24 protein-coding genes are annotated in these 23,522 nt (G+C 66.7%); 15 read left to right on the top strand and 9 right to left on the bottom strand.

Translation table 11 applies throughout. The annotated features are described in order from the left end of the window. The first annotated feature begins 15 nt into the window (after nt 1-15). Nucleotides 16-1,116: a geranylgeranyl reductase family protein gene (locus J2744_RS00665; protein WP_209543147.1), complete on the top strand. Its 1,101-nt coding sequence runs from the start codon at nt 16-18 to the stop codon at nt 1,114-1,116. Nucleotides 1,117-1,130: 14 nt separating this feature from the next. On the opposite strand, the gene J2744_RS00660 is transcribed toward J2744_RS00665, so the two are convergent. Beyond that, nucleotides 1,131-1,613 (bottom strand): TRAM domain-containing protein, encoded by a 483-nt coding sequence (locus J2744_RS00660; RefSeq protein ID WP_209543146.1) that lies wholly within the window; start codon nt 1,611-1,613, stop codon nt 1,131-1,133. Between the two features lie 98 nt (nt 1,614-1,711). Between J2744_RS00660 and J2744_RS00655 the strand changes: the two genes are divergently transcribed. The 5 genes from J2744_RS00655 to J2744_RS00635 all read left to right on the top strand — a co-directional run bounded on the left by J2744_RS00655 (nt 1,712) and on the right by J2744_RS00635 (nt 6,870). Continuing rightward, nucleotides 1,712-2,950 carry a mandelate racemase/muconate lactonizing enzyme family protein gene (locus J2744_RS00655; RefSeq protein ID WP_209543145.1) on the top strand — a complete coding sequence of 413 codons (1,239 nt, stop codon included), beginning with the start codon at nt 1,712-1,714 and terminating at the stop codon, nt 2,948-2,950. A 334-nt stretch (nt 2,951-3,284) separates the two neighbouring features. Beyond that, nucleotides 3,285-4,667 (top strand): ATP-binding protein, encoded by a 1,383-nt coding sequence (locus tag J2744_RS00650; RefSeq protein ID WP_209543144.1) that lies wholly within the window; start codon nt 3,285-3,287, stop codon nt 4,665-4,667. 246 nt (nt 4,668-4,913) lie between these two features. Then, nucleotides 4,914-5,321 (top strand): IS200/IS605-like element ISHko3 family transposase, encoded by a 408-nt coding sequence (gene tnpA, locus J2744_RS00645; protein WP_209543143.1) that lies wholly within the window; start codon nt 4,914-4,916, stop codon nt 5,319-5,321. Further along, the gene (locus J2744_RS00640) at nt 5,321-6,565 is read left to right on the top strand and encodes an RNA-guided endonuclease InsQ/TnpB family protein (RefSeq protein WP_209543142.1); all 1,245 of its coding nucleotides are present in this window, start codon (nt 5,321-5,323) and stop codon (nt 6,563-6,565) included. Before tnpA ends, J2744_RS00640 begins: the two co-directional genes overlap by 1 nt. Before the next feature lie 44 nt (nt 6,566-6,609). After that, nucleotides 6,610-6,870, top strand: a complete 261-nt coding sequence (locus tag J2744_RS00635; protein WP_209543140.1) for a hypothetical protein — start codon at nt 6,610-6,612, stop codon at nt 6,868-6,870. A gap of 123 nt (nt 6,871-6,993) precedes the next feature. Here the strand turns inward: J2744_RS00635 and J2744_RS00630 are convergent, their stop codons facing one another. The 3 genes from J2744_RS00630 to J2744_RS00620 all read right to left on the bottom strand — a co-directional run bounded on the left by J2744_RS00630 (nt 6,994) and on the right by J2744_RS00620 (nt 10,262). Continuing rightward, complete coding sequence (locus J2744_RS00630; RefSeq protein ID WP_209543138.1) at nt 6,994-7,779, bottom strand: PHP domain-containing protein; 786 nt, start codon at nt 7,777-7,779, stop codon at nt 6,994-6,996. 96 nt (nt 7,780-7,875) lie between these two features. After that, nucleotides 7,876-9,093, bottom strand: coding sequence for an MFS transporter (locus tag J2744_RS00625; RefSeq protein ID WP_209543135.1), 1,218 nt, complete (start codon nt 9,091-9,093; stop codon nt 7,876-7,878). A 251-nt stretch (nt 9,094-9,344) separates the two neighbouring features. Next, entirely contained in the window at nt 9,345-10,262 is a 918-nt protein-coding gene (locus J2744_RS00620; protein ID WP_209543133.1) for a PLP-dependent cysteine synthase family protein, read from the bottom strand. Nucleotides 10,263-10,751: 489 nt separating this feature from the next. Here J2744_RS00620 and J2744_RS00615 point away from each other — a divergent pair, with 489 nt between their 5' ends. After that, nucleotides 10,752-11,138, top strand: coding sequence for a TlpA family protein disulfide reductase (locus tag J2744_RS00615; protein ID WP_209543130.1), 387 nt, complete (start codon nt 10,752-10,754; stop codon nt 11,136-11,138). Nucleotides 11,139-11,153: 15 nt separating this feature from the next. Here the strand turns inward: J2744_RS00615 and J2744_RS00610 are convergent, their stop codons facing one another. After that, nucleotides 11,154-11,369: a hypothetical protein gene (locus J2744_RS00610; RefSeq protein WP_209543128.1), complete on the bottom strand. Its 216-nt coding sequence runs from the start codon at nt 11,367-11,369 to the stop codon at nt 11,154-11,156. 92 nt (nt 11,370-11,461) lie between these two features. Between J2744_RS00610 and J2744_RS00605 the strand changes: the two genes are divergently transcribed. Both J2744_RS00605 and J2744_RS00600 read left to right on the top strand, forming a co-directional pair. After that, nucleotides 11,462-12,205: a ThuA domain-containing protein gene (locus tag J2744_RS00605; protein ID WP_209543127.1), complete on the top strand. Its 744-nt coding sequence runs from the start codon at nt 11,462-11,464 to the stop codon at nt 12,203-12,205. A 669-nt stretch (nt 12,206-12,874) separates the two neighbouring features. Next, the gene (locus tag J2744_RS00600; RefSeq protein WP_209543974.1) at nt 12,875-14,701 is read left to right on the top strand and encodes a cation:proton antiporter domain-containing protein; all 1,827 of its coding nucleotides are present in this window, start codon (nt 12,875-12,877) and stop codon (nt 14,699-14,701) included. Between the two features lie 15 nt (nt 14,702-14,716). Here the strand turns inward: J2744_RS00600 and J2744_RS00595 are convergent, their stop codons facing one another. From J2744_RS00595 to pyrB, 3 genes are all read right to left on the bottom strand, one after another. After that, complete coding sequence (locus J2744_RS00595) at nt 14,717-15,577, bottom strand: glycoside hydrolase family 10 protein (RefSeq protein WP_209543125.1); 861 nt, start codon at nt 15,575-15,577, stop codon at nt 14,717-14,719. 324 nt (nt 15,578-15,901) lie between these two features. Then, nucleotides 15,902-16,360: an aspartate carbamoyltransferase regulatory subunit gene (gene pyrI / locus J2744_RS00590; protein ID WP_209543123.1), complete on the bottom strand. Its 459-nt coding sequence runs from the start codon at nt 16,358-16,360 to the stop codon at nt 15,902-15,904. Further along, nucleotides 16,357-17,304: an aspartate carbamoyltransferase gene (gene pyrB, locus J2744_RS00585; RefSeq protein WP_209543121.1), complete on the bottom strand. Its 948-nt coding sequence runs from the start codon at nt 17,302-17,304 to the stop codon at nt 16,357-16,359. Before pyrB ends, pyrI begins: the two co-directional genes overlap by 4 nt. Before the next feature lie 764 nt (nt 17,305-18,068). Between pyrB and J2744_RS00580 the strand changes: the two genes are divergently transcribed. The 4 genes from J2744_RS00580 to J2744_RS00565 all read left to right on the top strand — a co-directional run bounded on the left by J2744_RS00580 (nt 18,069) and on the right by J2744_RS00565 (nt 21,191). After that, nucleotides 18,069-18,386 carry an ASCH domain-containing protein gene (locus tag J2744_RS00580; protein ID WP_209543120.1) on the top strand — a complete coding sequence of 106 codons (318 nt, stop codon included), beginning with the start codon at nt 18,069-18,071 and terminating at the stop codon, nt 18,384-18,386. 106 nt (nt 18,387-18,492) lie between these two features. Further along, nucleotides 18,493-19,962, top strand: coding sequence for a short-chain fatty acid transporter (locus tag J2744_RS00575; protein ID WP_209543119.1), 1,470 nt, complete (start codon nt 18,493-18,495; stop codon nt 19,960-19,962). A gap of 72 nt (nt 19,963-20,034) precedes the next feature. Then, the gene (locus tag J2744_RS00570) at nt 20,035-20,520 is read left to right on the top strand and encodes a hypothetical protein (protein ID WP_245203109.1); all 486 of its coding nucleotides are present in this window, start codon (nt 20,035-20,037) and stop codon (nt 20,518-20,520) included. Between the two features lie 155 nt (nt 20,521-20,675). After that, entirely contained in the window at nt 20,676-21,191 is a 516-nt protein-coding gene (locus J2744_RS00565) for a hypothetical protein (RefSeq protein WP_209543116.1), read from the top strand. Between the two features lie 72 nt (nt 21,192-21,263). On the opposite strand, the gene J2744_RS00560 is transcribed toward J2744_RS00565, so the two are convergent. Then, a complete protein-coding gene (locus tag J2744_RS00560; RefSeq protein ID WP_209543115.1) occupies nt 21,264-21,605 on the bottom strand; it encodes a 2Fe-2S iron-sulfur cluster-binding protein in 342 nt (113 codons plus the stop codon). Nucleotides 21,606-21,761: 156 nt separating this feature from the next. Between J2744_RS00560 and J2744_RS00555 the strand changes: the two genes are divergently transcribed. Next, on the top strand, nt 21,762-22,022 hold the full coding sequence (locus tag J2744_RS00555) for a hypothetical protein (protein WP_209543114.1): 261 nt from the start codon (nt 21,762-21,764) through the stop codon (nt 22,020-22,022). A gap of 412 nt (nt 22,023-22,434) precedes the next feature. After that, nucleotides 22,435-23,433, top strand: coding sequence for a phosphomevalonate decarboxylase MvaD (gene mvaD, locus J2744_RS00550; protein WP_209543113.1), 999 nt, complete (start codon nt 22,435-22,437; stop codon nt 23,431-23,433). Nucleotides 23,434-23,522: the final 89 nt, after the last annotated feature.

Raw genomic sequence — 23,522 nt, 5'->3', positions numbered from 1 at the left:
GCGGTGATTCCGGGCGTGTACGACTTCGTCGTCGTCGGAGCCGGGCCGGCCGGGTCGCGGTTCGCGCGCCGGGCTGCCGAGGCGGGCCGCGAGGTCCTCCTCTTGGAGTCGGGGACCGTCGGGAAGCCGCTGGCCTGCTCCGGGCACGTCTCGACGGACATCTGGGAGTACGTCGACGGCGACGCGCCGGACCGGCTCCGACAGAACCGGGTCTTCGGCGCGCGGTTCCACGTCGGCGGGCCGGACTCCGCCGCCTACCCGTTCTACAAGCGGGAGCCGGTGTCGAACGTGATCGACCGCGTCGGACTCGACCGGACGCTGGCGGACCTCGCCGAGGCGGCGGGCGCGGACCTCCGCGAGGGCCACACCGTCGTCTCGGTCGACGAGCGCGACGACCGGGTCGCGGTCGAGGCCAGCCTCGCGGACGGCGACACAGAGCGGTTCGAGACCCGAATGGTCGCCGGCTGCGACGGTCCCACGTCGCGCGTCCGGCGGTCGCTCGATCTTCCCGAGCCGGGCGAACTGCTCCACGGCGTCCTCGCGTTCGACGAGGAGTCGGACGCGGGCGACTACGTCGACGTCCACCTCACCGCGCCGACGTTCTTCGCGTGGCGGATCCCGCGCGGCGACGCGGGCGTCGAGTACGGGCTGGCGGCTCCGCCGAGCGAGGACGTCTCCGCCGGGTTCGACCGGCTCACCGACGCGTACGGCGCGACCACGGACCACCGCTGCTCGGGCGCGATCCCGGTGGGACCGCCGGCGTCGACGACGAGCGACCGCGGCTTCCTGATCGGCGACGCCGCCGCGCAGACGAAGCCGTTCACCGGCGGCGGCATCCTCTACGGGATGCGCGCCGCGGACATCGCCGCGGCCGCCATCGACCCGCGCGACCCGGCGACGCTCGCCGACTACGAGTCCGGATGGCGCGAGGAGCTGGCCACGGAGATCCGTCTCGGAAAGGCGATTCGACGGTGTTACTCGCTGCCGGAACCCGTCCAGCGAGTCGGCCTGCGGGCGCTGTCGGGCGAGATCGGCGTCCACATGGACGAGCCGTCCTCGTTCTTCTCGGCGTCGAACCTCCGGTCGCTGTTCTCGCGGGGCGACCCGCCCGAGTGAGGAGAAACGCGCCGCTACTCTTCGACGACGTTCGCGAACGAGACGTTCTCGCGGACGCTCGTGATCTCGACGGTCGGCTCCTCGCCGGGTTCGGCGTCGGGGACGATGACGACGTAGCCGCGTTCGATCTTCGCGATCCCGTCGCCTTTGTCGCCGAGCGTCTCGATCGTCACGTCGCGGACCTCGCCCTCCGAGACGGGCGGATCGGGCTGGACGGCGCCGGCGGCACCGCGAGAGGTGGGGCGTTTCCCGTCCTCGGACGGGGTTCCGGTCGAGGCACCGTCGCCGTCGGGAACGGACGCGCCGCCGTCTGCGTTAGACGCCGACTCCCCCTCCTCGGGTCCGGCGCGGTCCAGGACGGCGATCCGGTACGTCTCGCCGACGCTGACGCTACCGTGTTCGATCTCAGAGGCGGGAACGGTGACGACGTACTCGTCGCCCCGAGACTCCACTCGGCCCGTGTACAGACACGCGAGAGAATCAGTGATTTCGACCATGGCCGCCCATTGCGCGTACGGGGATGAAAAGCCATCTGTTCGGAGCGTGCCGCGTACGAGGGTAAACGTTTACCCTGTCCCGAATGAATCGGGGTCGTATGAGCCGAAACTACGAGTCGCTCCACGACCCGAACGCGGAGTACACGATGCGGGAGCTCTCCGCCGAAACGATGGGGACTACCGGGACGCGCGGCGGCGGCCGCGACGTCGAGATCACGGACGTTCAGACGACGATGGTCGACGGGAACTTCCCGTGGACGCTCGTCCGCGTCTACACCGACGCCGGCGTCGTCGGCACCGGCGAGGCGTACTGGGGAGCCGGCGTCCCAGAACTCGTCGAGCGCATGAAGCCGTTCGTCGTCGGCGAGAACCCGCTCGACATCGACCGCCTCTACGAGCACCTGATCCAGAAGATGTCCGGCGAAGGCTCCGTCGAGGGCGTCACCGTCACGGCCATCTCCGGCATCGAGGTCGCGCTCCACGACCTCGCCGGCAAGATCCTCGACGTGCCCGCCTACCAGCTGCTCGGCGGCAAGTACCGCGACAAGATGCGCGTCTACTGCGACTGCCACACCGAGGAGGAGGCGGACCCCGAGGCGTGCGCGGACGAGGCCGAGCGCGTCGTCGACGAGCTGGGCTACGACGCCCTGAAGTTCGACCTCGACGTCCCCTCGGGCTTCGAGAAGGACCGCGCGAACCGCCACCTCCGCCCCGGCGAGATCCGTCACAAGGCGGAGATCGTCGAGAAGGTCACCGAGCGCGTGAAGGACAAGGCCGACGTCTCCTTCGACTGCCACTGGACGTTCTCGGGCGGCTCCGCGAAGCGCCTCGCGGACGCCATCGAGGAGTACGACGTGTGGTGGCTCGAAGACCCCGTGCCGCCGGAGAACCTCGAAGTTCAGGAGGAGGTCACGAAGAACACGACCACGCCGATCACGGTCGGCGAGAACCGCTACCGCGTCACCGAACTGCGCCGCCTCATCGAGAACCAGGCGGTCGACATCGTCGCGCCCGACCTGCCGAAGGTCGGCGGCATGCGCGAGACCCGCAAGATCGCGGACGTGGCGAACCAGTACTACGTCCCCGTCGCGATGCACAACGTCGCCTCGCCGGTCGCGACGATGGCGGCGGCCCACGTCGGCACCTCCATCCCGAACTCGCTCGCGATCGAATACCACTCCTACGAGCTGGGCTGGTGGGAGGACCTCGTCGAGGAGGACGTCATCGAGGACGGTTACATCGAGGTGCCGGAGGAGCCCGGTCTCGGCGTCACGCTCGACATGGACACCGTCGAGGAGCACATGGTCGAGGGCGAGACGTTGTTTGACGAGGCGTAAGCCGAAGTCAAGCGCGAAAATCTCCGATTTTCGCAGTTCGATCCGGCGTAAGCCGGATCGAGCAGGTGGGTCGCAGCGCGAACGGAGTGAGCGATCGTCTCACCGTGTTCGACGAAGCGTAGCTTCGTCGAGCCAGCAGCGCGCGTATCTCGCACCGAACCGCTGCCGGGAAGCGGTAGCCCGAACTGGTCAGTACAGAGGATACATCGACTGATCAGAACGTTCTTTCTAGATCGAGGGGGGCTGTAGACGTGAGTAATAGACAATCTAATATTAGCCTATTTTGAGATAGGCTATTCGGAAGTATTATTCTCCGTCCAGACGGAGAGGGTGTATGGACCACTTCGTGGATCGGGAGGATGAACTCTCTCGGCTACGCGGATGCTACGAATCCGACGACGCCGAGATGGTCGTGATTTTCGGTCGGCGACGTCTCGGGAAGACGCAACTCGTCCAGCACTCGCTCTCCGACCGTGACAACGCAGTCGTCTATCAGGCCACGGAGACCACCTCGCAGATACAGCTTGACGAGTTCGTCGATGTCGCCTCCGAATCGTTCCCGGGGATCACACAAATCAAACAGAACTGGGAAGCGCTGCTCGGATATCTGGGGGATCAGGACGCAATCGTGGTTCTCGACGAGTTCCCCTATCTCATCGACGCCGACGAGAGTCTCCCCTCGGTCATTCAGCGACTGTGGGACCAGCGGCTCCAAAACACTTCGGGGACGCTCGTGTTAGTCGGGTCATCGATCAGCATGATGGAGGAAGCGACGCTTCTCGGAAACAGTCCACTGTACGGACGATTCACGGAACGACTCGACCTTCGGCCCCTCGATTTCGCTGCCGCACAGGAGTTCGTTCCGGACGAGTGTTCGCCCGAAGAACGGATTTTCACGTGGGGAATCTTCGGTGGCGTTCCGTACTATCTCGATGACGTCGGTCGCGGACAGAGCCTCGGAACAGTCCTCACCGAGGAACTCCTCTCCCAGAAGGGATACCTCCATAACGAACCGGAGTACGTGCTCCGTACCGAACTCACGGACCCGAACCGATACTTTGCGATCCTCACCGCCATCGCTGCTGGAAAGACGACGTCGAACGAGATCGCTCAGGCGATAGGAATCGATGGGAAGCAGATCTCGACGTACACACAGAAGTTGGAGCGTCTGCGGCTCATCGAGCGGGAGGTCCCGATCACTGAAGAGAAGGCAAAATCACGCCGGGGGCGCTATCGAATCCTCGATCCCCTGTTCCGGTTCTGGTTCCGTTTCGTCTACGGCAAGGAAGATCGATACGAACGGCTCGGAGAGAATGCCTACGACGCGGTCATTGAGCCGGAACTTCCGGATTTCGTGAGTCGCGAATTCGAGCGGCTTTGTCAAGACGCACTCCCTGGCCTCTACCCCGACGAAACGTTCCTGGATCTCGGACGATGGTGGTACAAGGAACACGAGGTAGATGTCGTCGGATTCACCACGGACGGGACGATGGTCGTGGGGGAATGTAAGTTCACGAACGCACCGCTTGACTACGGAGCTCTCGCCTCGCTTGAAGACCATGCCGCCGAGATACGCTGGACGCCGGACGGCGATGAGAGAACCACCAAGTACGCCTTATTCACCCGGAAGGGTTCGACACAGTCCGTTCAGGAAGCTGTGTCCGAGCGCGATGACGTACGACTGTTTGACTTGGCTGACATTACGCGACACGCCTGAGAATCCACCCTTGATCCACTAAAATACGTCGTTAGGAGGCCCACACAAAGCATATGCCGCATCACGCAAGGGATTAGCTGGATATAGGCGCTAAGCCCCCACCCTCAACGGAGCGACCGAAGGGAGCGGAGTAGGGTGGGGATACAGCGCCGTCATCACCTATTCATACAGCAATACGGTTACAGGCCCACAGGCCACGTAGTCGCAACATTTTTTATTGGGGTAACGTATAATAGTACGAACCCAATGAAATACGACCTCGATTCGGGAGCGCATTCAACGTACTCCCTACACTACCACCTGATACTCACCACGAAGTATCGTCGTGGGGTGCTAACCGAGGAGCGAACCCAATTCATTCGCGGGGTCATCAGCGGGTTCACGGACAACTACGGCGTCGAACTGACGAACCTCGACGGAGAGGACGACCACGTTCACATCCTGTTCCGAGCGAAACCAACCACGGACCTCGTGAAGTTCATCAACACGGTAAAGGGGGCGACTGCTCGCCGTATCCGAAACGAGTACGAGGATGAACTGAAGACCGAACTGTGGGGCGACTCGTTCTGGAACGACTCGTACTGTCTTATCTCGACGGGGCAGGTGTCGCTGGATGTGTTGAAACAGTATGTCGAAGACCAGCGGGAGAGCTGATGTACTACGCCTACAAGTACCGCCTCAAGCCGTCCGACGCCCACCGCAAGGAGTTGGACCGCCACCGCGATATTTGTCGGCAACTCTACAACCACACGCTCTACCGCCTCAACGAGTACCAAGACGAACACGGCGAACTGCCGTCCATGACCACGCTTCGGTCGGAACTCCCCGACCTCAAGCAGTGGTGGGATGGCCTCTCCGACGTGTACTCGAAGGTGCTCCAAACCGTCGTGGAACGCCTGTTTGACAACCTCAAAGGACTCTCCGCGCTCAAGGAGAACGGCTACGGCGTCGGTCAACTCAAGTGGAAGCCGCCACGGGAGTTCCGCAGTTTCACGTACAGCCAGTCTGGCTTCAAGCTCGACAAGAAGGGCGGTCAGGCTGTGCTGTCCCTCTCGAAACTCGCGGACATCCCGATTCGGCTCCACCGCGCCATCCCTGACGACGCGACGCTCAAACAGGTCACGATCAAGAAGGAACCGACGGGCGAGTGGTTCGCCACGTTCGGAGTCGAAATAGACCGTGAACCGCCCGAACCGCCTGAGAATCCCGAGCGGTGCGTCGGCATTGACGTGGGAATTCTCAAGTACGCCCACGACACCGACGGGACCGCCGTCGGGTCGCTCGACCTCTCGGACGAACGGGACCGTCTGGAACGCGAACAGGGGTCCCTCTCACGGAAGGAACACGGGTCGAACAATTGGGAGAAGCAACGGCGGCGGGTCGCGGAGTGTCACGCCGACCTCCGACGGAAACGCCGCGACTTTCTCCACAAGCTCTCGGCGTACTACGCTCGGGAGTACGACCTCGTGGCGGTCGAAGACCTGAACGTGAAGGGGATGATGGAAAGTCCGTCGAACAGCCGAAACACGGCGTCTGCCGCCTGGCGAACGTTTCTCTCGTTGCTCGAATACAAGTGCGACCGTGAAGGAACGCACTTCGTGGCGGTCAACCCGAGAGGGACGACGAAAGAGTGTGCGGCGTGCGGCGTCTCGACAGAGAAGCCGCTGTGGGTCCGTGAACATTCCTGTCCCGCCTGCGGGTTCGAGGCGGACAGGGACGCGAACGCGGCGTGGAACATCCTTTCTCGCGGTCTACAAGATGTAGGAGTGGGAGACTCCGAATCAACGCCTGTGAAGACTGCGCTCCCTACGGGAACTGAGGTTGTTCCTGCAAAGCGCGTCGTGGAAACAGGAAGCCCTACCCTCAAGGAGCGAACGGCGTCAGCCGTGAGCGAGTAGGGTAGGGTAGTTCACTCGGGTACGGAGCGGGGCTCGGGGCAGGAATGTATCTCTACCTCTTGCTTCCCTTCGGTGGCCTGTTCAGTCTCGTGCTCGCGGCCCTCGCAGCCTACAGTTACCGGGCCGATAGCTTCCGGGTCCCGGCGACGGTCGCTCCTGCGGTCAGCGTCGGCGCCGTGCTATGGGTAGCCGTGAACTCCGTCTTCGCGATAGCAGTAACAATTTGCCTGCTCGTCGTCGGTTTCGTATGGATCATACTGGGCAGTTTCAATCCGCTGAAAGCCGAAGAAACGCAAAGCGAATAGCGCGGCCTCGTTCCGGGTCCTCGCTCCGTGTTCGGCAGCCGGTATCCGTCAGTTCCTGAGGAATTCAACAGAGCCGAGTCGTCTGATGAGGCGAAACTTCGCCCAGCTCGATAGACGGTCGGGTCAGGCGTTCTTCGCCACTCGGTCGAGTCGGAGCGGCTCCAGCCCGCGCCGATCGAGTTCGGCCTCAACTTCCCGAACCCGAGGCGAGATCTCGCTCGGCTCGTGGCTGTCGGTCCCGACGGTCACCTCGACACCGACGTCGACGAGGCGGTCGAGGAACGCGGGCGCCGGGTGGAACTCCCCGTAGTCGCCGAGCAGTCGTCCGGCGTTGATCTCCGGGACGGTCCGCGAGTCGCGGAACGCGTCGGCGACCGCGGCGTAGTGGTCCTCGGTGGCGAAGCCGCGGAGGTGCGGGTTCCGCTCGATCAGGTCGGGATGCGCGGCGATCGCGAACAGCTCCGACTCGACCAAGGCGACCAGCGTCTCGAAGTAGCGGTCGACCAGGGCCCGCCGCTCGGACTCAGGCTTGTCGACGAAGTGCGAGCGCGTGTGGACGTTCGCCCCGTCGAGTTCGTGGACGCTGCCGACCGCGTAGTCGAAGCCCGCGTCGTCGAGGAACGCCGCGATCGCGTCCTCGTGAGCGGGGTCGTAGTCCATCTCGACGGCGTCGAACACGTCGACGTCGGCGTCCTCGCGGACCGCCTCGATCGCCTCGCGGCGCCGCTCGTAGGTCAGGTCCAGGTTGAACCCGAACGCGCGCTTGTGACGCCGCGCGGTCGGCGCCGGCGAGACGTTACAGTGGTCGGCGAACCCGATCCCGTCGAGGCCCGCCTCGGCCGCGGCGTCGACCATCCAGCGCAGGAACGCCCCGTCCGAGTAGTTCGTGTGGGCGTGATAGTCGTACACAGTCCGACTTCGGCCCGGGTCGACTCGAAGGTTCGGGTCGGGCGGGAGGGGTTGACACGCCGCGTCCCACTCCCGTCGGCAGCGGAGTCGGTCGCCTCACCGCCCCTCGCCGACGAGCGCGTTCACCGAGATGACGAGGAACGCGACCCCGGCCATCCCGGCGATGACGAGGAACGACGCGCCCCAGCCGAACAGGTCCGCGACGAGACCGACGCCGACGGACCCGGCCGAGCCGATCACGGTGTAAACGGTCCGGATCAGGCCGAAGCCGGCCCCCCGCTCCGCGTCGCCGAGGGCGTCCATGAACCGCGGGTCGATCGCCGAGAAGAAGCTCGACCCGAGTCCGGCGAGGAACACGACGACCCCGAGCGCGACGACCTCGGGAAGCGCCGGCAGCCCGACCGCGACCGGAAGCCGGGCGAGGTCGGGGAGCGCGACCAGCCCGGCGAGACCGAGCGCCCCGCCGAGGAGGGACGCGGCGATGCTCGCGTCGCGACCGACGCGGTCGGAGAGCCGACCGAGTCCGACCTGCGCCCCGGCGCGAACGACGAAGAACGCGGAGAAGACGCCGCCGGCGAACGCGGGCGTGTACTCCCGCAACTCCACGAGGAACGTCGGGAGAAAGGAGATGACGCCCTGCGCGACGTACGTGCCGAGCGTCGCGACCGCCAGCGGGACGAGGATCTCGCGGCGGCCGACCAGTTCGAGCAGCGGCCCGATCCGGAGCCGCTCCGACATCGGCTGGTCCGGGCGCCGCGGCTCGGTGGGGCGGACGCGCCGCGCGAACAGAACAAAGATCGGAACGCCGACGACCGCGGCCAGCGCGACGCCGGGGCGCCACCCGTAGCGGAATCCGACCCACGTCGCGGCGACCGGCGCGACCAGCCCCGCCAGCGGCCCGCCGAGCGAGTGTAGCCCGACCGCGGTGCCGAGGTCGTCGAACGTCCGCGAGAGCAGCGTGGTCGCCACGGCGTAGTGAAGCCCCGCCGCGAGTCCGAGGAGGACCGCCGCCAGCACGAACGCCGGGAAGACGGGGACGAGGGCCAAGAGGAGGCTCATCGCCGTCGTCCCGCCGACCGCGACGAGGATGACCCGGCGCTCGCCGTACCGGTCCGCTAAGATTCCGCTCGGGAACTGCGAGAGCCCGTAGGCGAACCACATGCCGGAGAGAGCGACCCCGACCGCCGTGTTCGAGACCCCGAAGTCGTCGATGATGAGGGGAACGACCGGGCTGATCGCCAGCCGGGCGAAGTACGTCACGAAGAAGGCGAGCATACACAGCGTCAACACCGTGTGGCGGTAGCGCCAGTTCACGCCGACCACCCCCTCCGCGCCGTCGGAATCGACCGGGTCGTCGTCGCGGACGCTCGCGACACCGTGGCGTCGAGCGCGCGGTTCACGTCTCGTCTCCGCCGTCGCGCGCGGCCCGTATAAACCGTCGTCTCCCGGAGAGCGGTCGGGGGTTCACTCTCGGTCCGCGGCGCACTCTCGGTCCGCGGCGCACTCTCGGTCCGCGGCGCACTCCCGCTCCGCGAGGGGCGGGCCGGTCCGAATCAACGCCGCGGTCATCCGTCGAAGGTCCCCGCCGTCAGGTAGCGCTCGCCGCTGTCCCAGAAGACGGTGACGACGAGGGGTTCCTCGCCCGCGAACGCGCCGCGCTCGCGCAGCTCGGCCGCGACGTCCTTCGCGGCGAGGTTCGAGGCGCCCGACGACTGCCCGACCAGGATCCCCTCCTCGCGAGCGAGGCGGCGGCACTCGGTCTCGGCGTCAGCGAGTTCGACGGTGTTGACCTCGTCGATCAGGTCGACGTCGAGGTTCGGCGCGACGAACCCCGGTCCCATTCCCTGGAAGCCGTCGTTTCCCGCGGGACCGCCGGAGAGGACGGCGTTGTCCGCCGGCTCGACCGCGTCGATCCGGACGTCCGGGAACGCCTCGCGCAGTCGGCGGCCGATCCCGGAGAGCGTTCCCCCCGTCCCGACGCCGGCGACGAACGCGTCGACGGTCCGGTCGCCCACCTGATCGAGGATCTCCGGGCCGGTCGTCTCGTAGTGGGCGCGGGGGTTGGCGGGGTTCTCGAACTGCCGGAGCTGGACGGTGTCCGGGTCTGCTTCGAGTTCGTCGGCGCGCTCCTTCGCGTCCGAGATGTCGCCGTCGACGAGCTCGACGGTTGCGCCGTACGCCTTCATGAGTCGGCGGCGCTCGATCGACTTCCCCTCCGGGATGACGAGGGTCACGTCGTAGTCGCGCGCCGCGCCGACCATCGCGAGGCCGATGCCGGTGTTTCCCGAGGTCGGTTCGACGATGTGGTCGCCCGGCTCTATCTCGCCTGCCTCCTCGGCCGCTTCGACCATGTACAGCGCGGGGCGGTCCTTGGCCGAGCCGCCCGGGTTTCGGGACTCGACTTTCGCCGCCACCGTGGTCCCCGCGGGCGCGTCGACTCGCACCAGCGGCGAGCCGAGCGTCGACAGGATATCGTCGTCCATTAGCCGACATGAGGCGGTCGCGGCCCAAAGGCCCCGCGGACTCCGGCAATCGATGTCGGAGCAACGACCGGTTCGATTTGTAAATCGCAACCGAGACTGACGCGGTGGCGCGTGCCGGCGAACGCCCGAAGGGCGTGAGCCGCACGCGCGAGGGAGGCGGCGGTCCGGCGCGGCCCCGCCCGCGCCGGGGCGTCCGCCGAGGTTGGGGAGGCCGAGGTGCCGTGTGGGGCGGGACTCGAAGGGGCGGGCGCGAGGCGGGCGCAGGCGAAGGCAGGACCGCAGCGAGTGAGCGGAGCGAACGAGCGAGGACCGCCCCGAGCGTGCGCCCGCCTCGCGCCCGGGGCTTCGGCGGTGTTCGTGACAGGTTATGAGTTAAAAACAATCGGACCGACGTACTTCCGGACTACGGGAACAGTTCCATCGTAGACGACCCGAACTTCGTCTTGCCACCGACGCGCCGTTTACGTGCCTCCGCGACCAAAGACGAGTATGACGCTCGAAACGCTCGCGCCCGCCGCCGACCTCGACGCGGACGCGTTCGACGACGCCGTTCTCGAAGCGCTCGCGGCCGACGACTACGTCTTCAAGGTGTGGGGCGGCGACTGGTGCGGCGACTGCCAGCGACAGCTCCCCGAGTTCGGCGCCGCGCTCGCGGCCGCCGGCGTCCCCGACGACCGGATCGAAGCGTTCCCGGTGACGAAGGGGCCGGACGGCAAGGAGGGCGAGCTGGTCGAGGAGTACGGGGTCGAACTGATCCCGACGGTCGTCGTCGAGTCGCCCGAGGGCGAGGAGCTCGCGCGGTTCGTCGAGGAAGAGGCCGTCTCCATCGCGGAGTACCTCGCCGAGCGGCTCGCTGACGTCGAAGCGACGGCCTGACTCGACACCCGCCGCTCAGTCAGCTTCCGCGTTCACGTCGAACGCGTAGTAGAGCACGGCCATCGTGACGCCCATCGTAACCGCCTGGACCGTCGTGGTGATGTCGAGGAGGACCCCGACCGAGAGGAGCGTCGTCGTCACGATCACGCCGGCGAGGACGGCGTACCGGAACCGAGAGAGGCCGCGCGCCCAGTCGTCGGCGCGTCGATACAGCTGCCGGGGACCGGCCATATGTCATCCTGTCGGACGAGAGTCAAGTGCCTTCGGGTCCCCGCGCCGCGCGGCGGGCGAGCGCTCAAGTCGGTCCGGCGTCCACCCGGCGTATGGCACGCGTCACGGTCTGGAACGAGCACCGACACGAGCGCGAGAGCGACGCCGTCGCCGAGGTGTACCCCGACGGGATCCACGCCGTCGTCGCGGACGCCCTCCGCGAGGGCGGCCACGAGGTCCGCACCGCGACCCTCGACGAGGGACCGGACCACGGACTCACCGAGGCGGTCTTAGCGGACACGGACGTGCTCGTCTGGTGGGGCCACGCCGCCCACGACGAGGTGCGCGACGCGGTCGTCGACCGCGTCCACGAGCGCGTCCTCGACGGGACGGGCCTGATCGTCCTCCACTCCGCGCACTACTCGAAGATCTTCAAGCGGCTGATGGGCACCAGCTGCTCGCTGAAGTGGCGCGAGGCCGCCGAGCGCGAGCGGCTGTGGACGGTCGAGCCGAGTCACCCGATCGCCGACGGGATCGGTGAGCGGATCGAACTCGACGAGGCGGAGATGTACGGCGAGCGCTTCGACGTGCCGGCACCCGACACGCTCGTCTTCACCTCCTGGTTCGAGGGCGGCGAGGTGTTCCGCTCCGGCTGCTGCTACCGCCGCGGGAGCGGGAAGGTGTTCTACTTCCGCCCGGGCCACGAGACGTACCCGATCTACCACGACGAGGACGTTCGGCAGGTCCTCCGGAACGCGGTCGACTGGGCGGAACCGGGCGACGGGCCGACGCCCGAGTTCGGCAACGCCGACCCGATCGAGGAGATCGACACGAGCGACGACCGGACGGTTCACTGATCGGGATCGGCGGTTTACGGGATAATTGACAAGTGATCGACGACGAACGCCTCCAAAGCCCCAGGCGCTCGCTTATAAATAGTCGACTGCGGAACGACGGCGAGCACCTCCAAAGCCCCAGCCTCGTCGGTCGCCGCCGCTTCGCTCCGGCGATTGACTCCAGCGAGGGACCGGAGGTCCCTCTGGAAGCCGGCGCTACGCGCCGGCGACCTCGCGCGTGCTGACTCGCGGCCTACCGGCCGCTCGCAGGCACGCGCCACCGCCTATCTTCATAAACAATCGCCTCCGTCGCTCGCTCGTTTTAAATAGCGTATGGCTGCCGCTTTGATGATTCCAACAGGCAGAAGAAGTCGACGGGCCGGCGGCTCAACGCTGTAGAGTGACCGCCGCTACGGCGCGGACGTTGAAAGGCGACCGCCTCGCGCGAACGCGAGACGACCGGATGTGTCGCACGCCGGCGGCCGGTCACGTGGGTCTCGGCCGCGGCCACTGATAAACCCTCGTTCACGGAGGCGGGGAAGCGGGCGCGTCCGGACGCCGGCCGGACGGCGGGCGCCGACAGCGGTGCCCGACCGACGGGGAGCCGTCTCGGGATATTCAGTAGGTTTATTCGTGCGTTCGCCGAACGGGTTCAGAGGTCCAACTGTGTCGGCCCAGCTGATCCCGCTGGTGGCGGCGATCATCGCCATTGGAGTGTTCGCACAGTTGCTCGCCGACCGCCTCGCGGTCCCGAGTATCGTCTTCCTGCTGATCGCGGGGCTGGGACTCGGACCCGAGGGACTCGGCGTCATCACGCCGGACACGTTCGCATCGCTCCCCGCAATCGTCGGTCTCTCGGTCGCGATCATCGTCTTTGAGGGCGCCTTCCACCTCCGGACGGAGGACATCCGGCGGGCCACGAAGGTGAGCGTCCGCCTCGTCACGGTCGGCGCTGCCATCTCCCTCGTCGGAACGGCGGTCGTCGTCCGGTTCGCCCTCGGCGCCGACTGGGACGTGGCGTTCCTCATCGGGGCGCTGCTCGTCGCGACCGGTCCGACGGTGATATCGCCGATCCTCCGCGTCGTCCCGGTCCGCGACCGCGTCGGGACCGCCCTGGAGACCGAGGGGATCGTCAACGACGTGACCGCGGCCATCCTCGCCGTCGTCGTCTTCAAGATCATGCGGCTGGAGGAGCCGACGGTCGCGGCGTTCCTCGAACTGTTCATCGGCCGGATCGGGACCGGCGTCGGCGTCGGCGTGCTCGTCGCGGCGGCCCTCTGGGTCGTGCTCCGGTACATCGACCTCTCGCCGGGCGACGCGCCGCGGAACGCCCGGCTCGTCGTTCTGGCCGGCGCGCTCGTCGCGTTCGGCGCCGCCGACACGGTCGCCAGCGAGGCCGGCGTGGCCGCCGCCGCGACGGCGGGGATCATCCTCGGCAACGCCGACATCCCGTACGAAGAGCAGATCGCGGACTTCAAGGGCGACGTGACGCTCATCGTGCTCTCGTTCGTGTTCATCGCGCTGGCGGCGTTACTTGAGTTCGGCGACCTGATGGCCCTCGGGGTCGGCGGCGCGGTCGTCGCCGCCGCCGTCATCTTCGTCATCCGGCCGCTGGACGTGCTCGTCTCGACCAAGGGGACGAACCTCACCGGCTCCGAGCGGCTGTTCGTCAGCTTCGTCGGGCCGCGCGGCATCATTCCGGCGTCGGTCGCGACGCTGTTCGCGGTCGAGCTTCAGAACAGCGGCGAGACGGAGGCCGCGACGCTGCTGGTCGGGACCGTCTTCCTCGTCATCTTCTCGACCGTCGCGCTACAGGGCGGGTTCGCCCGCCGGATCGCGGAACACCTCGACGTGATACCAATGCGAGTACTCATCATCGGCAGCGGGCGGGTCGGCCGCGAGGTCGCCGCCCGTCTCGAGAGCAGGGGAGAGAACGTCGTCGTCATCGAGAACGACGAGACAGCCGTTGAGCGAGCGCGGAGCGAGGGGCTGACGGTCCACATGGGAGACGGCACCGACGTGGAGACGCTCCGGTCGGCCGGCATCGAGAGCGCCAAGACCGTCGTCGCGGCGACCGGCAGCGACGAGGTGAACCTGTTCGTCGGCCAGCAGGCGACCACGAACTTCGACGTCGAACGCGTGGTCTGTCGCGCCAACGACCCGAGCAATGTCGAGGCGTTCGACGACCTCGGCGTGGACACCATCTCCTCGACGTTCACCGTGGCGCAGGCCATCGACGACGTCATCGAGCGCCCGGCGATGGCGCAGTGGGTGAACATGCTCGGCGACGAGGGTGACGTCCAAGAGGTGACGCTCCGGAACGAGGCGTTCGTCGGCCGACCGCTCAACGAGGTGGGTCCGGAGCTCCCGGGGCGCTGCCTCGTCGTACTCGTCACCCACGGCGAGGAGACGTTCGTCCCCGAGGCCACGTACGAACTCAGCGAGGGCGACCGTCTCACGCTGGTCGGCGAGTACGACGACGTTCAGGAGGGAGTGGCCCTCGTAACGGAGGGGTAGCACCGCGCGGTCGACTCACTCCGGCCGGTGGACCTCGCCGTCGCGCGAGTCGGCGTCCTTCCGGCGGACCGCGGCGGCGGCGTTGTTCGCGTCGTAGCCGAAGAACACGTCCTTCGCGTACGTCTCCGCGACCTCGGTCGCGTGGATCAGGTCGTCGACGTCGACGTCGACCGCGTACAGCTCCAGCGAGAACGGCGTCTCCGGCGGCGCGCCGTGGAGGTCGTAGTCGCCGCCGAGCCGCGAGCGGAACCCGCGGGCGATCGTCTCCAGCCAGTAGGTCGTCGCGTACTCCGTGTCGTACAGCGGAACGACGAACTCGTCGACGTGGTCGGCCAGCCGGTCGAGGTCGAGACCGGCGCGCGCCCGGAGGTGGTCGGGATAGGGGTCGGGGTACAGCGTGAGCAGCAGGCGGCCGGGAATCAGGTCGGCGGCTTCGGCGACGAACTCGGTGATCACGTCCGCGCGCCAGTCCGTGAAGTCGTCGCGGTCGCTCTCGGCGAAGCGGCGCTCGCAGCGGTCGCAGTGACAGAACCCCTCTCGGGGGAACCCGACGTCGTCGAGGCGGACGGCCTCGTTTTCGGCCGCGCAGTCCGCGATGATCTCCAGCAGCCCCTCGCGGTACTCCGGGTGCGTCGGGCAGATGTACGCCCAGTCGAAGTACTCGCGGTCGCGGGTCGCCGGCTCGCCGCGCTCGTCGACCGGGACGAGGTCGTCGTTCTCGCTCGCGGCCGCGTTGTCGCCGAAACACGACACCATGTTCACGGCGTTCGGCAGCGGCTCGGCCGCCCGCCCCGTGACGTCTTTCACCTCGTAGAAGCCGAGGTCGAACGGCTCCATCGAGACCTCGTCGGCGTTGCGCGTGACGACCCCGTACATGGAGCCGGCTACGTGACTGGTCGGTAAAAACGGACGGTATCGCGGCGGTCAGGGCGGGGAACGAGCCGACGCGCGACGCGAGTCGGAGAGCTGTGCGGTTCGGCGGTCGATTCGGCTCGGAGGGGTCGCGAGCGCGGCGTTGCGCGGTTACTGGACTTCGACCGGCTCCTTGTCGCCGGCGAACAGGAAGTACGCGAGCGCGACGAGCGACAGCACGAGGACGAGCTTGGCTTTCTTGCTCATACCCGCCGTTTCGTGCGGCGGGCGCTAAAACTTACCGGACCGAGACAGGTCACGGGCCGACGGCTCACGCCGGCCGCCACCTCACACGTCGATGTGTTCGGCGATGTCGGACCGCAGGATCGTCGCGCAGTAGTCGCAGCGGACGCCGTCGGCGACGACGTCGAACCGCGTCTCGATCGGCTCGTCGGCGTTCGTGATACAGTTGCGGTTCGGACAGGAGAGCACGCCCGTCACGCTGTCGGGGCGGGTGACGCGGTTCTTCTCGACGACCTCGAAGTCGCGGACGATGTTGATCGTCGCCTCGGGCGCGATGAGGGAGAGCACGTCGACCTCCGACTGGGACAGCTCCCGGTCCTCGACCTTCACGATGTCCTTGCGGCCGAGGCGGTCGGAGGGGACGTTCATCCCGACCGAGACGCCGAACCCCTCGGAGCCGTCGATGCCGAGGATCGCGAGGACGTTCAGCGCCTGCCCACCCTCGACGTGGTCGATGACGGTGCCGTCGCGGATCTTCGAGACGCGGAGCTCGTGTTCGCTCATCGGTCCACCTCCGTCCCCTCGTCGCCGTCGAGGTTCGCGTTCTCTACGAGCGTGTCGAGCAGCGCCATCCGCACCGGAACTCCGTTGTGCGCCTGCTCGAAGTAGCGCGCGTGGTCGGTCTCGTCGACGTCGGGCGCGATCTCGTCGACGCGCGGCAGCGGGTGCATCACAGTGAGGTCGTCGGCAGCGTCGTCGAGCGTGTCGGCGTCGATCCGGTACTCGCCCGCGACGCGGTGGTACTCGTTCTCGTCCGGGAACCGCTCCTTCTGGATCCGGGTGACGTACAGCACGTCCAGCTCGTCGAGGACCGGTTCCAACTCCTCGTGTTCGCGGATCTGCGCGCCCGTCTCGTGGAGGTCGAACCGGACCGAGCGGGGGAGCCGCAGCGACTCGGGGCTGATGAAGTGCTGGTTGGCGTCGAACTCCGTGAGCGCGGCCGCCAGCGAGTGGACCGTCCGCCCGTACTTCAGGTCGCCCATGATCCCGATCGTGAGGTCGTCGAGGCCGTGGTCCTCGCGGATCGTGTGGAGGTCGAGGAGGGTCTGCGAGGGGTGTTGGCCCGCGCCGTCGCCCGCGTTGACCACCGGGACGTCGACGCGCTCACCCGCGAGCGTCGCGGCCCCCTCGCTGGGGTGGCGGAGGACGAGCGCGTCGGCGTACCCCTCGATGACGCGGACGGTGTCCGACAGCGACTCGCCCTTCGAGACGGACGAGGAGTCGACGTCGCCCATGTCGATCGTGTCCATCCCGAGGCGCTTGGCCGCGCTGTCGAAGCTCATCCGGGTGCGCGTGCTCGGCTCGAAAAAGCAGAGCGCGAGCACGCGGCCGGCGTGCCGGTCTGCGTAGGCGGCGGGGTCGTCGGCGACCGCTCGGGCCCGGTCGAGTACGGTCTCGATGTCATCCCGCGAGAGCTGGGTCGCGGTGATGAGGTGGTCCTGTCGCATCATCGGAGAAGGGTGTCGGCAGTATCTTGAATCCCTCGGCTCGGAACGCGAAACCGATGTTCACGGACGTGAACACCGACGATGCGGCGGTTTCGAGATCCGTAACGCAGCGCGGTTCGTCGAGAATCCTGGGAGGTGGGACCGACGCCTCTCCCCGCCGCGCTTGACATCCTCCTCCACGTAAACGCGGAGGAATCCCGAGCGGTGGGAGTTTCAGGTTTACAGTCCAGTCAGTTGACTACCAGACCTTTCGGGCACGGGTAGTCCCACAGTGTCGGACTGGTGGACTGGTGGCCATGCCAACTGGCCGTTACCCCTATCCTCGACCGTGTACGGCGTCCCAGTGTTGTTTTTGCCAGGGGGACGCCGGCAAGCATCAACGAACTTGGGGGTATCGTCTGGTTTGCTTTGAGCAGTCGGCACAGACACACCCTTCGAGGATGTAGCGTTCACCAACTGCCCTTTCAGATACTGCCTCGTTACGCGGGCGGACAGGCCGTGGTTCGAAAATCGAAGATTTTCGTCATCACGAGAGAGCTTTGCTCTCTCGAACGACCTCCGAAGGACGGTTCGGAATCCGCTCCGTTCCGACCGATTCCTAGCTCCGTATAGAGCGGCCTGTCGGTTAAATCTCCGTCTGTGAAACTCGGTAGAGACACTCGACTAGTGGATTGCTTCCCACCATGTCGGCTTCATCACCCGCCTGAAGGCAGGTGTATTCGCCTTCTAGTCTCTATAAGCCGTCGCGGTCCGAACGGGATCGCATGACCGACACCGATCCGAGCGATCTGCTCCCGAACGACCGCGTGAAGCAGGCGGCCCTCGACGGCGAGGTGACCCAGCTCCACCGCGGAAATCGATACGGCGACGAGGGCGACACGTTCGAAGTCGACGGCGTCGCCTTCGAGCTGACCGAGGTGACGGAGCGTACACTCGGAGAGATGACCGACGAGGACGCGAAGCGCGAGGGGTCGCCGTCGCTTTCGGCGTACAAAGAACGGATGGTTCGCGCGCACAGCGGGAACTTCGAGTGGGACGACGACGCCGACGTGGTGCGACACCGGTTCGAGCGGGTCGAGTAGGGTAGGATCAGAGCCGTCGGGGTCTTCGATCCCCCGGACGACGAACGTGTCACCCGTCGCGTTCGTATCCCATTATTTATAGTGTGGGATACTGGATACGGCGAGTATGACAACGAGCGACGGGGCGGGAGTCATCGAACGCATCGGATTCCGAATGTCGGAGGTCGTCGAACGGTGGATGCCCAGTCCGTTCGTCTTCGCTATCCTGTTGACGTATATCGTCTACGTGGCCGGGCTGGTAGCCACCGATTCCGGCCCGGTAGAACTGTTGGAGTTCTGGTACGGCGGCTTCTGGGCGTTCCTCGGGTTCTCGATGCAGATGGTGCTCATCCTGATGACGGGGTTCGTCATCGCGTATCACCCGCGGGTCAACGCGATCTTACAGCGGCTCGCCGAGATACCGAACACCGGCGCGCAGGCCGCCGCGTTCGTCGGCTTCATCTCGATGTCGCTGGCGTGGGTCCACTGGGGGTTCAGCCTCATCATGGGCGCCATCTTCGCTCGCGAGATGGGGAAGGTCGCCCACCGGAAGGACATCAATATTCACTACCCGCTGCTCGCGGTCGCGGGCTACATGGGACTCGGCCTGACGTGGCACTGGGGCATCTCCGGGTCGGCGCCGCTCCAGTTGACCGACGCGAACAACATCGGCGAGGGGACCGGGTTCGAGTTCCTGACGTCGACAGTGCCGGCCGCCGAGACCATCTTCCACCCGTACGCGCTCACGCTCACCGCGCTCTCCATCGTCTTCGCGAGCGCCGTGCTGTACGTCCTCGCGCCCTCGGGCAGCCGCGCGAAAGGGATCACGGAGTACGTCGACGAGGCGGAACTGTTTGACACGAGTGCGGACGGGGGCCGCGCAGCTGACGACGCGGTCACCGACGGGGGCACCGACGCCGCCGACGCCGCTGACCCGGTCGACGAGCCGCCGGCCGAGGTCGACGACGTTCCCGCGGAGCGGATGAACAACAGCCGGATCATCGGCGGGCTGGTCGCGCTGTCGGGCGTCGCGATCCTCGCGCTCCAGTTCGCCGGCCAGGGGCTGGGCGCGTTCACCCTGAACGCCGTCAACTTCGGGTTCCTCTTCGCCGGTCTGCTAATCTACCAGCGCCCGGCGTACTACCGCGACCGGTTCAACGAGGCCGCGGGCGCGGCGGCCGGAATCGTCCTGCTTTTCCCCTTCTTCGCCGGGATTCAGGGGATCATGGCCGACTCCGGACTGGCGCTGCTGCTCGCCGAGGGGCTGCTCGAAGTGTCGACGGCGGCGACGTACCCCGTGGTGGCGTGGATCGTCGGCTCCGTCGCGAACCTGTTCGTCCCCTCGGGCGGCGGCGAGTGGCTCGTCGTCGGCCCGTCGGTGCTTCAGGCCGCCGAGGGACTCGGCGTCCCCTACGGGCAGGCCACCATCGCGTACGCGGTCGGCGACGCGCACACGAACCTGCTGAACCCGTTCTGGGCGCTACCGCTGCTCGCGATCACGAACGTCAAGGCGCGCGAGATGTTCGGCTACGCCATCGCGATGCTGATCGCGTTGATCCCGTTCCTCGCGGTCTCGCTGTACGCGGTGCCGTACTGAGGGCGAACCGTTTTCGGCTCCGTCGAACGGATCGCAGAAAAATATTTACGCTCTTCGAGGAGACACCCGCGTATGGCGCCCTCCAGACAAACGCCTGACACCCGTATAGTGTCGGGTGTCCTGATAGGATTGATCGCCCTCGGAATCGTCCTCCCCGTCGCGAACGTCCCCGGGTCCCCGCTTCGAAGCTCGAACCTCCAGCTGTTCGCCGTCCTCGCGCTCCCGCTCGCGACCTCGCTGGTCGCGTACGTCCGATTCGCGAAGACAGTCGTCTGGTGGGAAATCACCCTCTTAGCCGCCTGGGGAGCGGTTAGTATCGGTCTCGCGACCTTCGTCGGGTTTCTGGCGACGATGGGAACGCCCGGCGGCTATCCGGGTGCCGGAGTCGAGCTTCTCCGGAACATCGCGACGTTTCTCGCGGTGACGCTCGGTCTGGGCGTCCCCTACGGTCTCGCCGGGACGTTCCGTCGCGAACACCCCCGTCGAGCCGTCGCGAGCGCCCTCCTCGCTCTCGTCGGCGTGTTCGTTCTGTTCAACGCCGTCGCGGTCGCGATGTAGGTCAAGGGATCCGAACGGCGGGGATTCGACGAGTCGCAGAGGAGTGCTCGGTAGGTCGTATACTCCGGATACCGACGAAACGAACGGAACCGGACAGGTATCAAAGATTACATACCGGGCAGGCGACGGTATCACCACGACACACCCCGCCTGCCATGGATTTCAAAACGGAAGCACACGTCGACGAATACATCATCGACAGCGAGGACACGGCGGTGTTTGCCGCGTCCGACGGGGAACTCACGTACGCCCGACCGGGAGCGGACGCCGCGGTATCGATTCCCGTCAGCGACGCGATACACGTCGAGTTCGACCGGGACACCAGTCTCCATCGACACGTGTTCCTCGGCCTGTTCTTTCTCCTCGTCTCGCTCGTCCTCACCGTCGGAACGGCCGTTCTCGTTTACCAGGGGCAGGTCGAGACCCGAACCGAAATCGCGCTCGTCGCGTTCCTGTCGCTGTTCGCAGTCGGCGGCTGGAACACCACCTACGACTTCCTGTCGCACTCGAACCGCGACGTGATCGACGTGTACATCACCACCGAAGCGGAGACACACGTCCTCTGTGGCGAGATCGGAGACGCCGAGTTCGTCGACGCGTGCGGAGCGCTCATCGAGTCCGACATTCCCACGACGAACCGCAATCCGAAGCTCGAAGCCGAACTCGACTGACCCGTCCGCCCTGCCTCGCACGGCGTTGACGGAGAGGGCGATTCGGATCGGTCGGGTCGAATAGCCGCGTTCTCAGTCGTCGTCCGCGGCCGCGCCGTCGCCGTCCTCCGCGGAGACCGCGGCGTCGTCCTCGATGCTCGGCGGGTACTTCCCGCGATCCAGTTTCAGGTCGGACTGCGGGCGGGCCATACAGGTGAGCGCGTAGTTCTCCGCCTCCTCGTCGGTGAGACCGCGGGCCGCCGGCTGGGTCACCTCGCCCTCGACGATCTCGGCGGAGCAGGCGAGACACATCCCGACGCGGCAGGAGTACTCCTGGGCGATCCCCTCCTCGAAGCAGGCGCTGAGGATCGTCTCCGTGTCGGTCACCTCGATCGTCTCGTCGGTGCCGACGAACTCGACGGTGTACTCGGTCATGGCGCGGAGTACCCGCCGGCCGGTCAAAAAGGGTTCCCCTCGATCGCGTCGCCGTCGCGGGGACGGAAGCGGGAGAGGGAGGTGGTGAGTTATCCGGTCAGAGGTAATTTTCCGATACCGGTTTTTTATAAACGGGACGAATATCCGAACGCATCGATGGTCCTCGCACCCTCCGTCGCGCAGCTACCGACGTATCGAATCTGGGGCGCCACCGTCGTCCGCGACGAACTGTTCCTGCTGGCGGTGCTGCTCGTCCTCTGGGCGACGCTCGGCAGATGGATGTATAACGACGCGACGGCCCGGGACAACGACTGGGCGTGGCAGTGGGGGTTCGGCACCCCGCTGACGGTGATCGCGGGGCTGGACGTGATGCTGTTGGTCGTCGTGATCTATCTGCTGCTTCGGAATTCGGAGTGATCGTGATACGTCTTGTTCATGAATAACTGATCGCGGATCACCGGCAGACGCCTCCAAAGCCCCAGCCGTGAGGCGGGCGTACGCTCGCTGCGCGCTTCACTCGGTCGCTCACTGCGTTCGCTCCTCGTTCCAGTGCTTACGTCGGCTACGCCCGCCTCACGGCTGCCCCTTTGAGTCCCACCCGACCGCCCCGCACCTCACGCCTCCCCAGCCTCGTCGATGGTCCTCCGCTTCGCTCCGGACCATCGACTCCCTCGCGCGTGCTCCTCGCGGCCGCCGGGGGCGGCCGCTCGCAGGCACGCGCCACCGCATCTCTCTCTCTCGATCGACTCATCGTGTCGCAATCGCACCTGTCATACTCTCCCTCCCGCTCATCGCAACGACTAATCCCCCGCCGGACGCTTCCCGAGGTATGACCGGCAAGGCCACCGCGCGAGCCCACCCGATCCAGGGGCTCGTCAAGTACCACGGGATGCGCGACGAGGAACTGCGGCTCCCATACCACGACAGCATCAGCCTCTGTACCGCGCCGACCGCGACGACGACCACCGTCGAGTGGCAGCCCGACGCGAGCGAGGACACCTACGTCATCGGCGACGAGGAAGTCGACGGGCGCGCCGCCGAGCGAATCGACATGGTCGTCGACCACGTCCGCGATCTGGCCGGCGTCGACGCCGCCGTGCGGCTGGAAAGCGAGAACTCCTTCCCGTCGAACATCGGCTTCGGCTCCTCGTCGTCAGGGTTCGCGGCCGCCGCGCTCGCCCTGGTGGAAGCCGCCGGACTCGACATGTCGCTCCCCGAGGTATCCACCGTCGCCCGCCGCGGCTCCTCCTCGGCCGCCCGCGCCGTCACGGGCGCGTACTCGCGGCTCGACGCCGGGCTCAACGACGAGGACTGCCGCTCCTACCGGCTCGACGTGGGCGTGGGCGAGGACGGGTTCGACCCCGAGGAGGACCTGCGGATCGTCGCCGCGCACGTCCCCGCGTACAAGGAGACGGAGGAGGCCCACCGCGAGGCCGCCGCGAGCCACATGATGCAGGCGCGGACCGCCCACGTCCAGGACCAGCTCGTCGAGATGACGGACGCGCTCCGCGCGGGCGACTTCGACCGGATCTTCGAGACGGCCGAGCACGACTCGCTCTCCCTCACCGCCACGACGATGACCGGCCCGTCGGGCTGGGTGTACTGGCAGCCCGAGACGATCGCGGTGTTCAACGCGGTTCGCGAACTCCGGGAGTCGGGCGTCCCCGTCTACTTCTCGACGGACACCGGCGCGTCGGTGTACGTGAACACCCTCGCCGACCACGTCGACGAGGTCGAGAGCCGGATCGCGGAGATCGGTATCGACACCGACGTCTGGGAGGTCGGCGGGCCGGCGCGCGTCCTCGACGAGAGCGAGGCGCTGTTTTAAATAGAAACCGCGGTGCGGTGGCGTCCGCCGGTGAACGCTCGGAGAGCGCGAACCGCGCGTGCGAGGGACGCGGCGACCGAAGGGAGCCG

Source organism: Halorubrum trapanicum, assembly GCF_017873555.1.
Lineage (GTDB): Archaea > Halobacteriota > Halobacteria > Halobacteriales > Haloferacaceae > Halorubrum > Halorubrum trapanicum.
The sequence above is the reverse complement of the archived record's forward strand: the minus strand, read 5'-3'. Positions and strand labels throughout refer to the sequence as shown.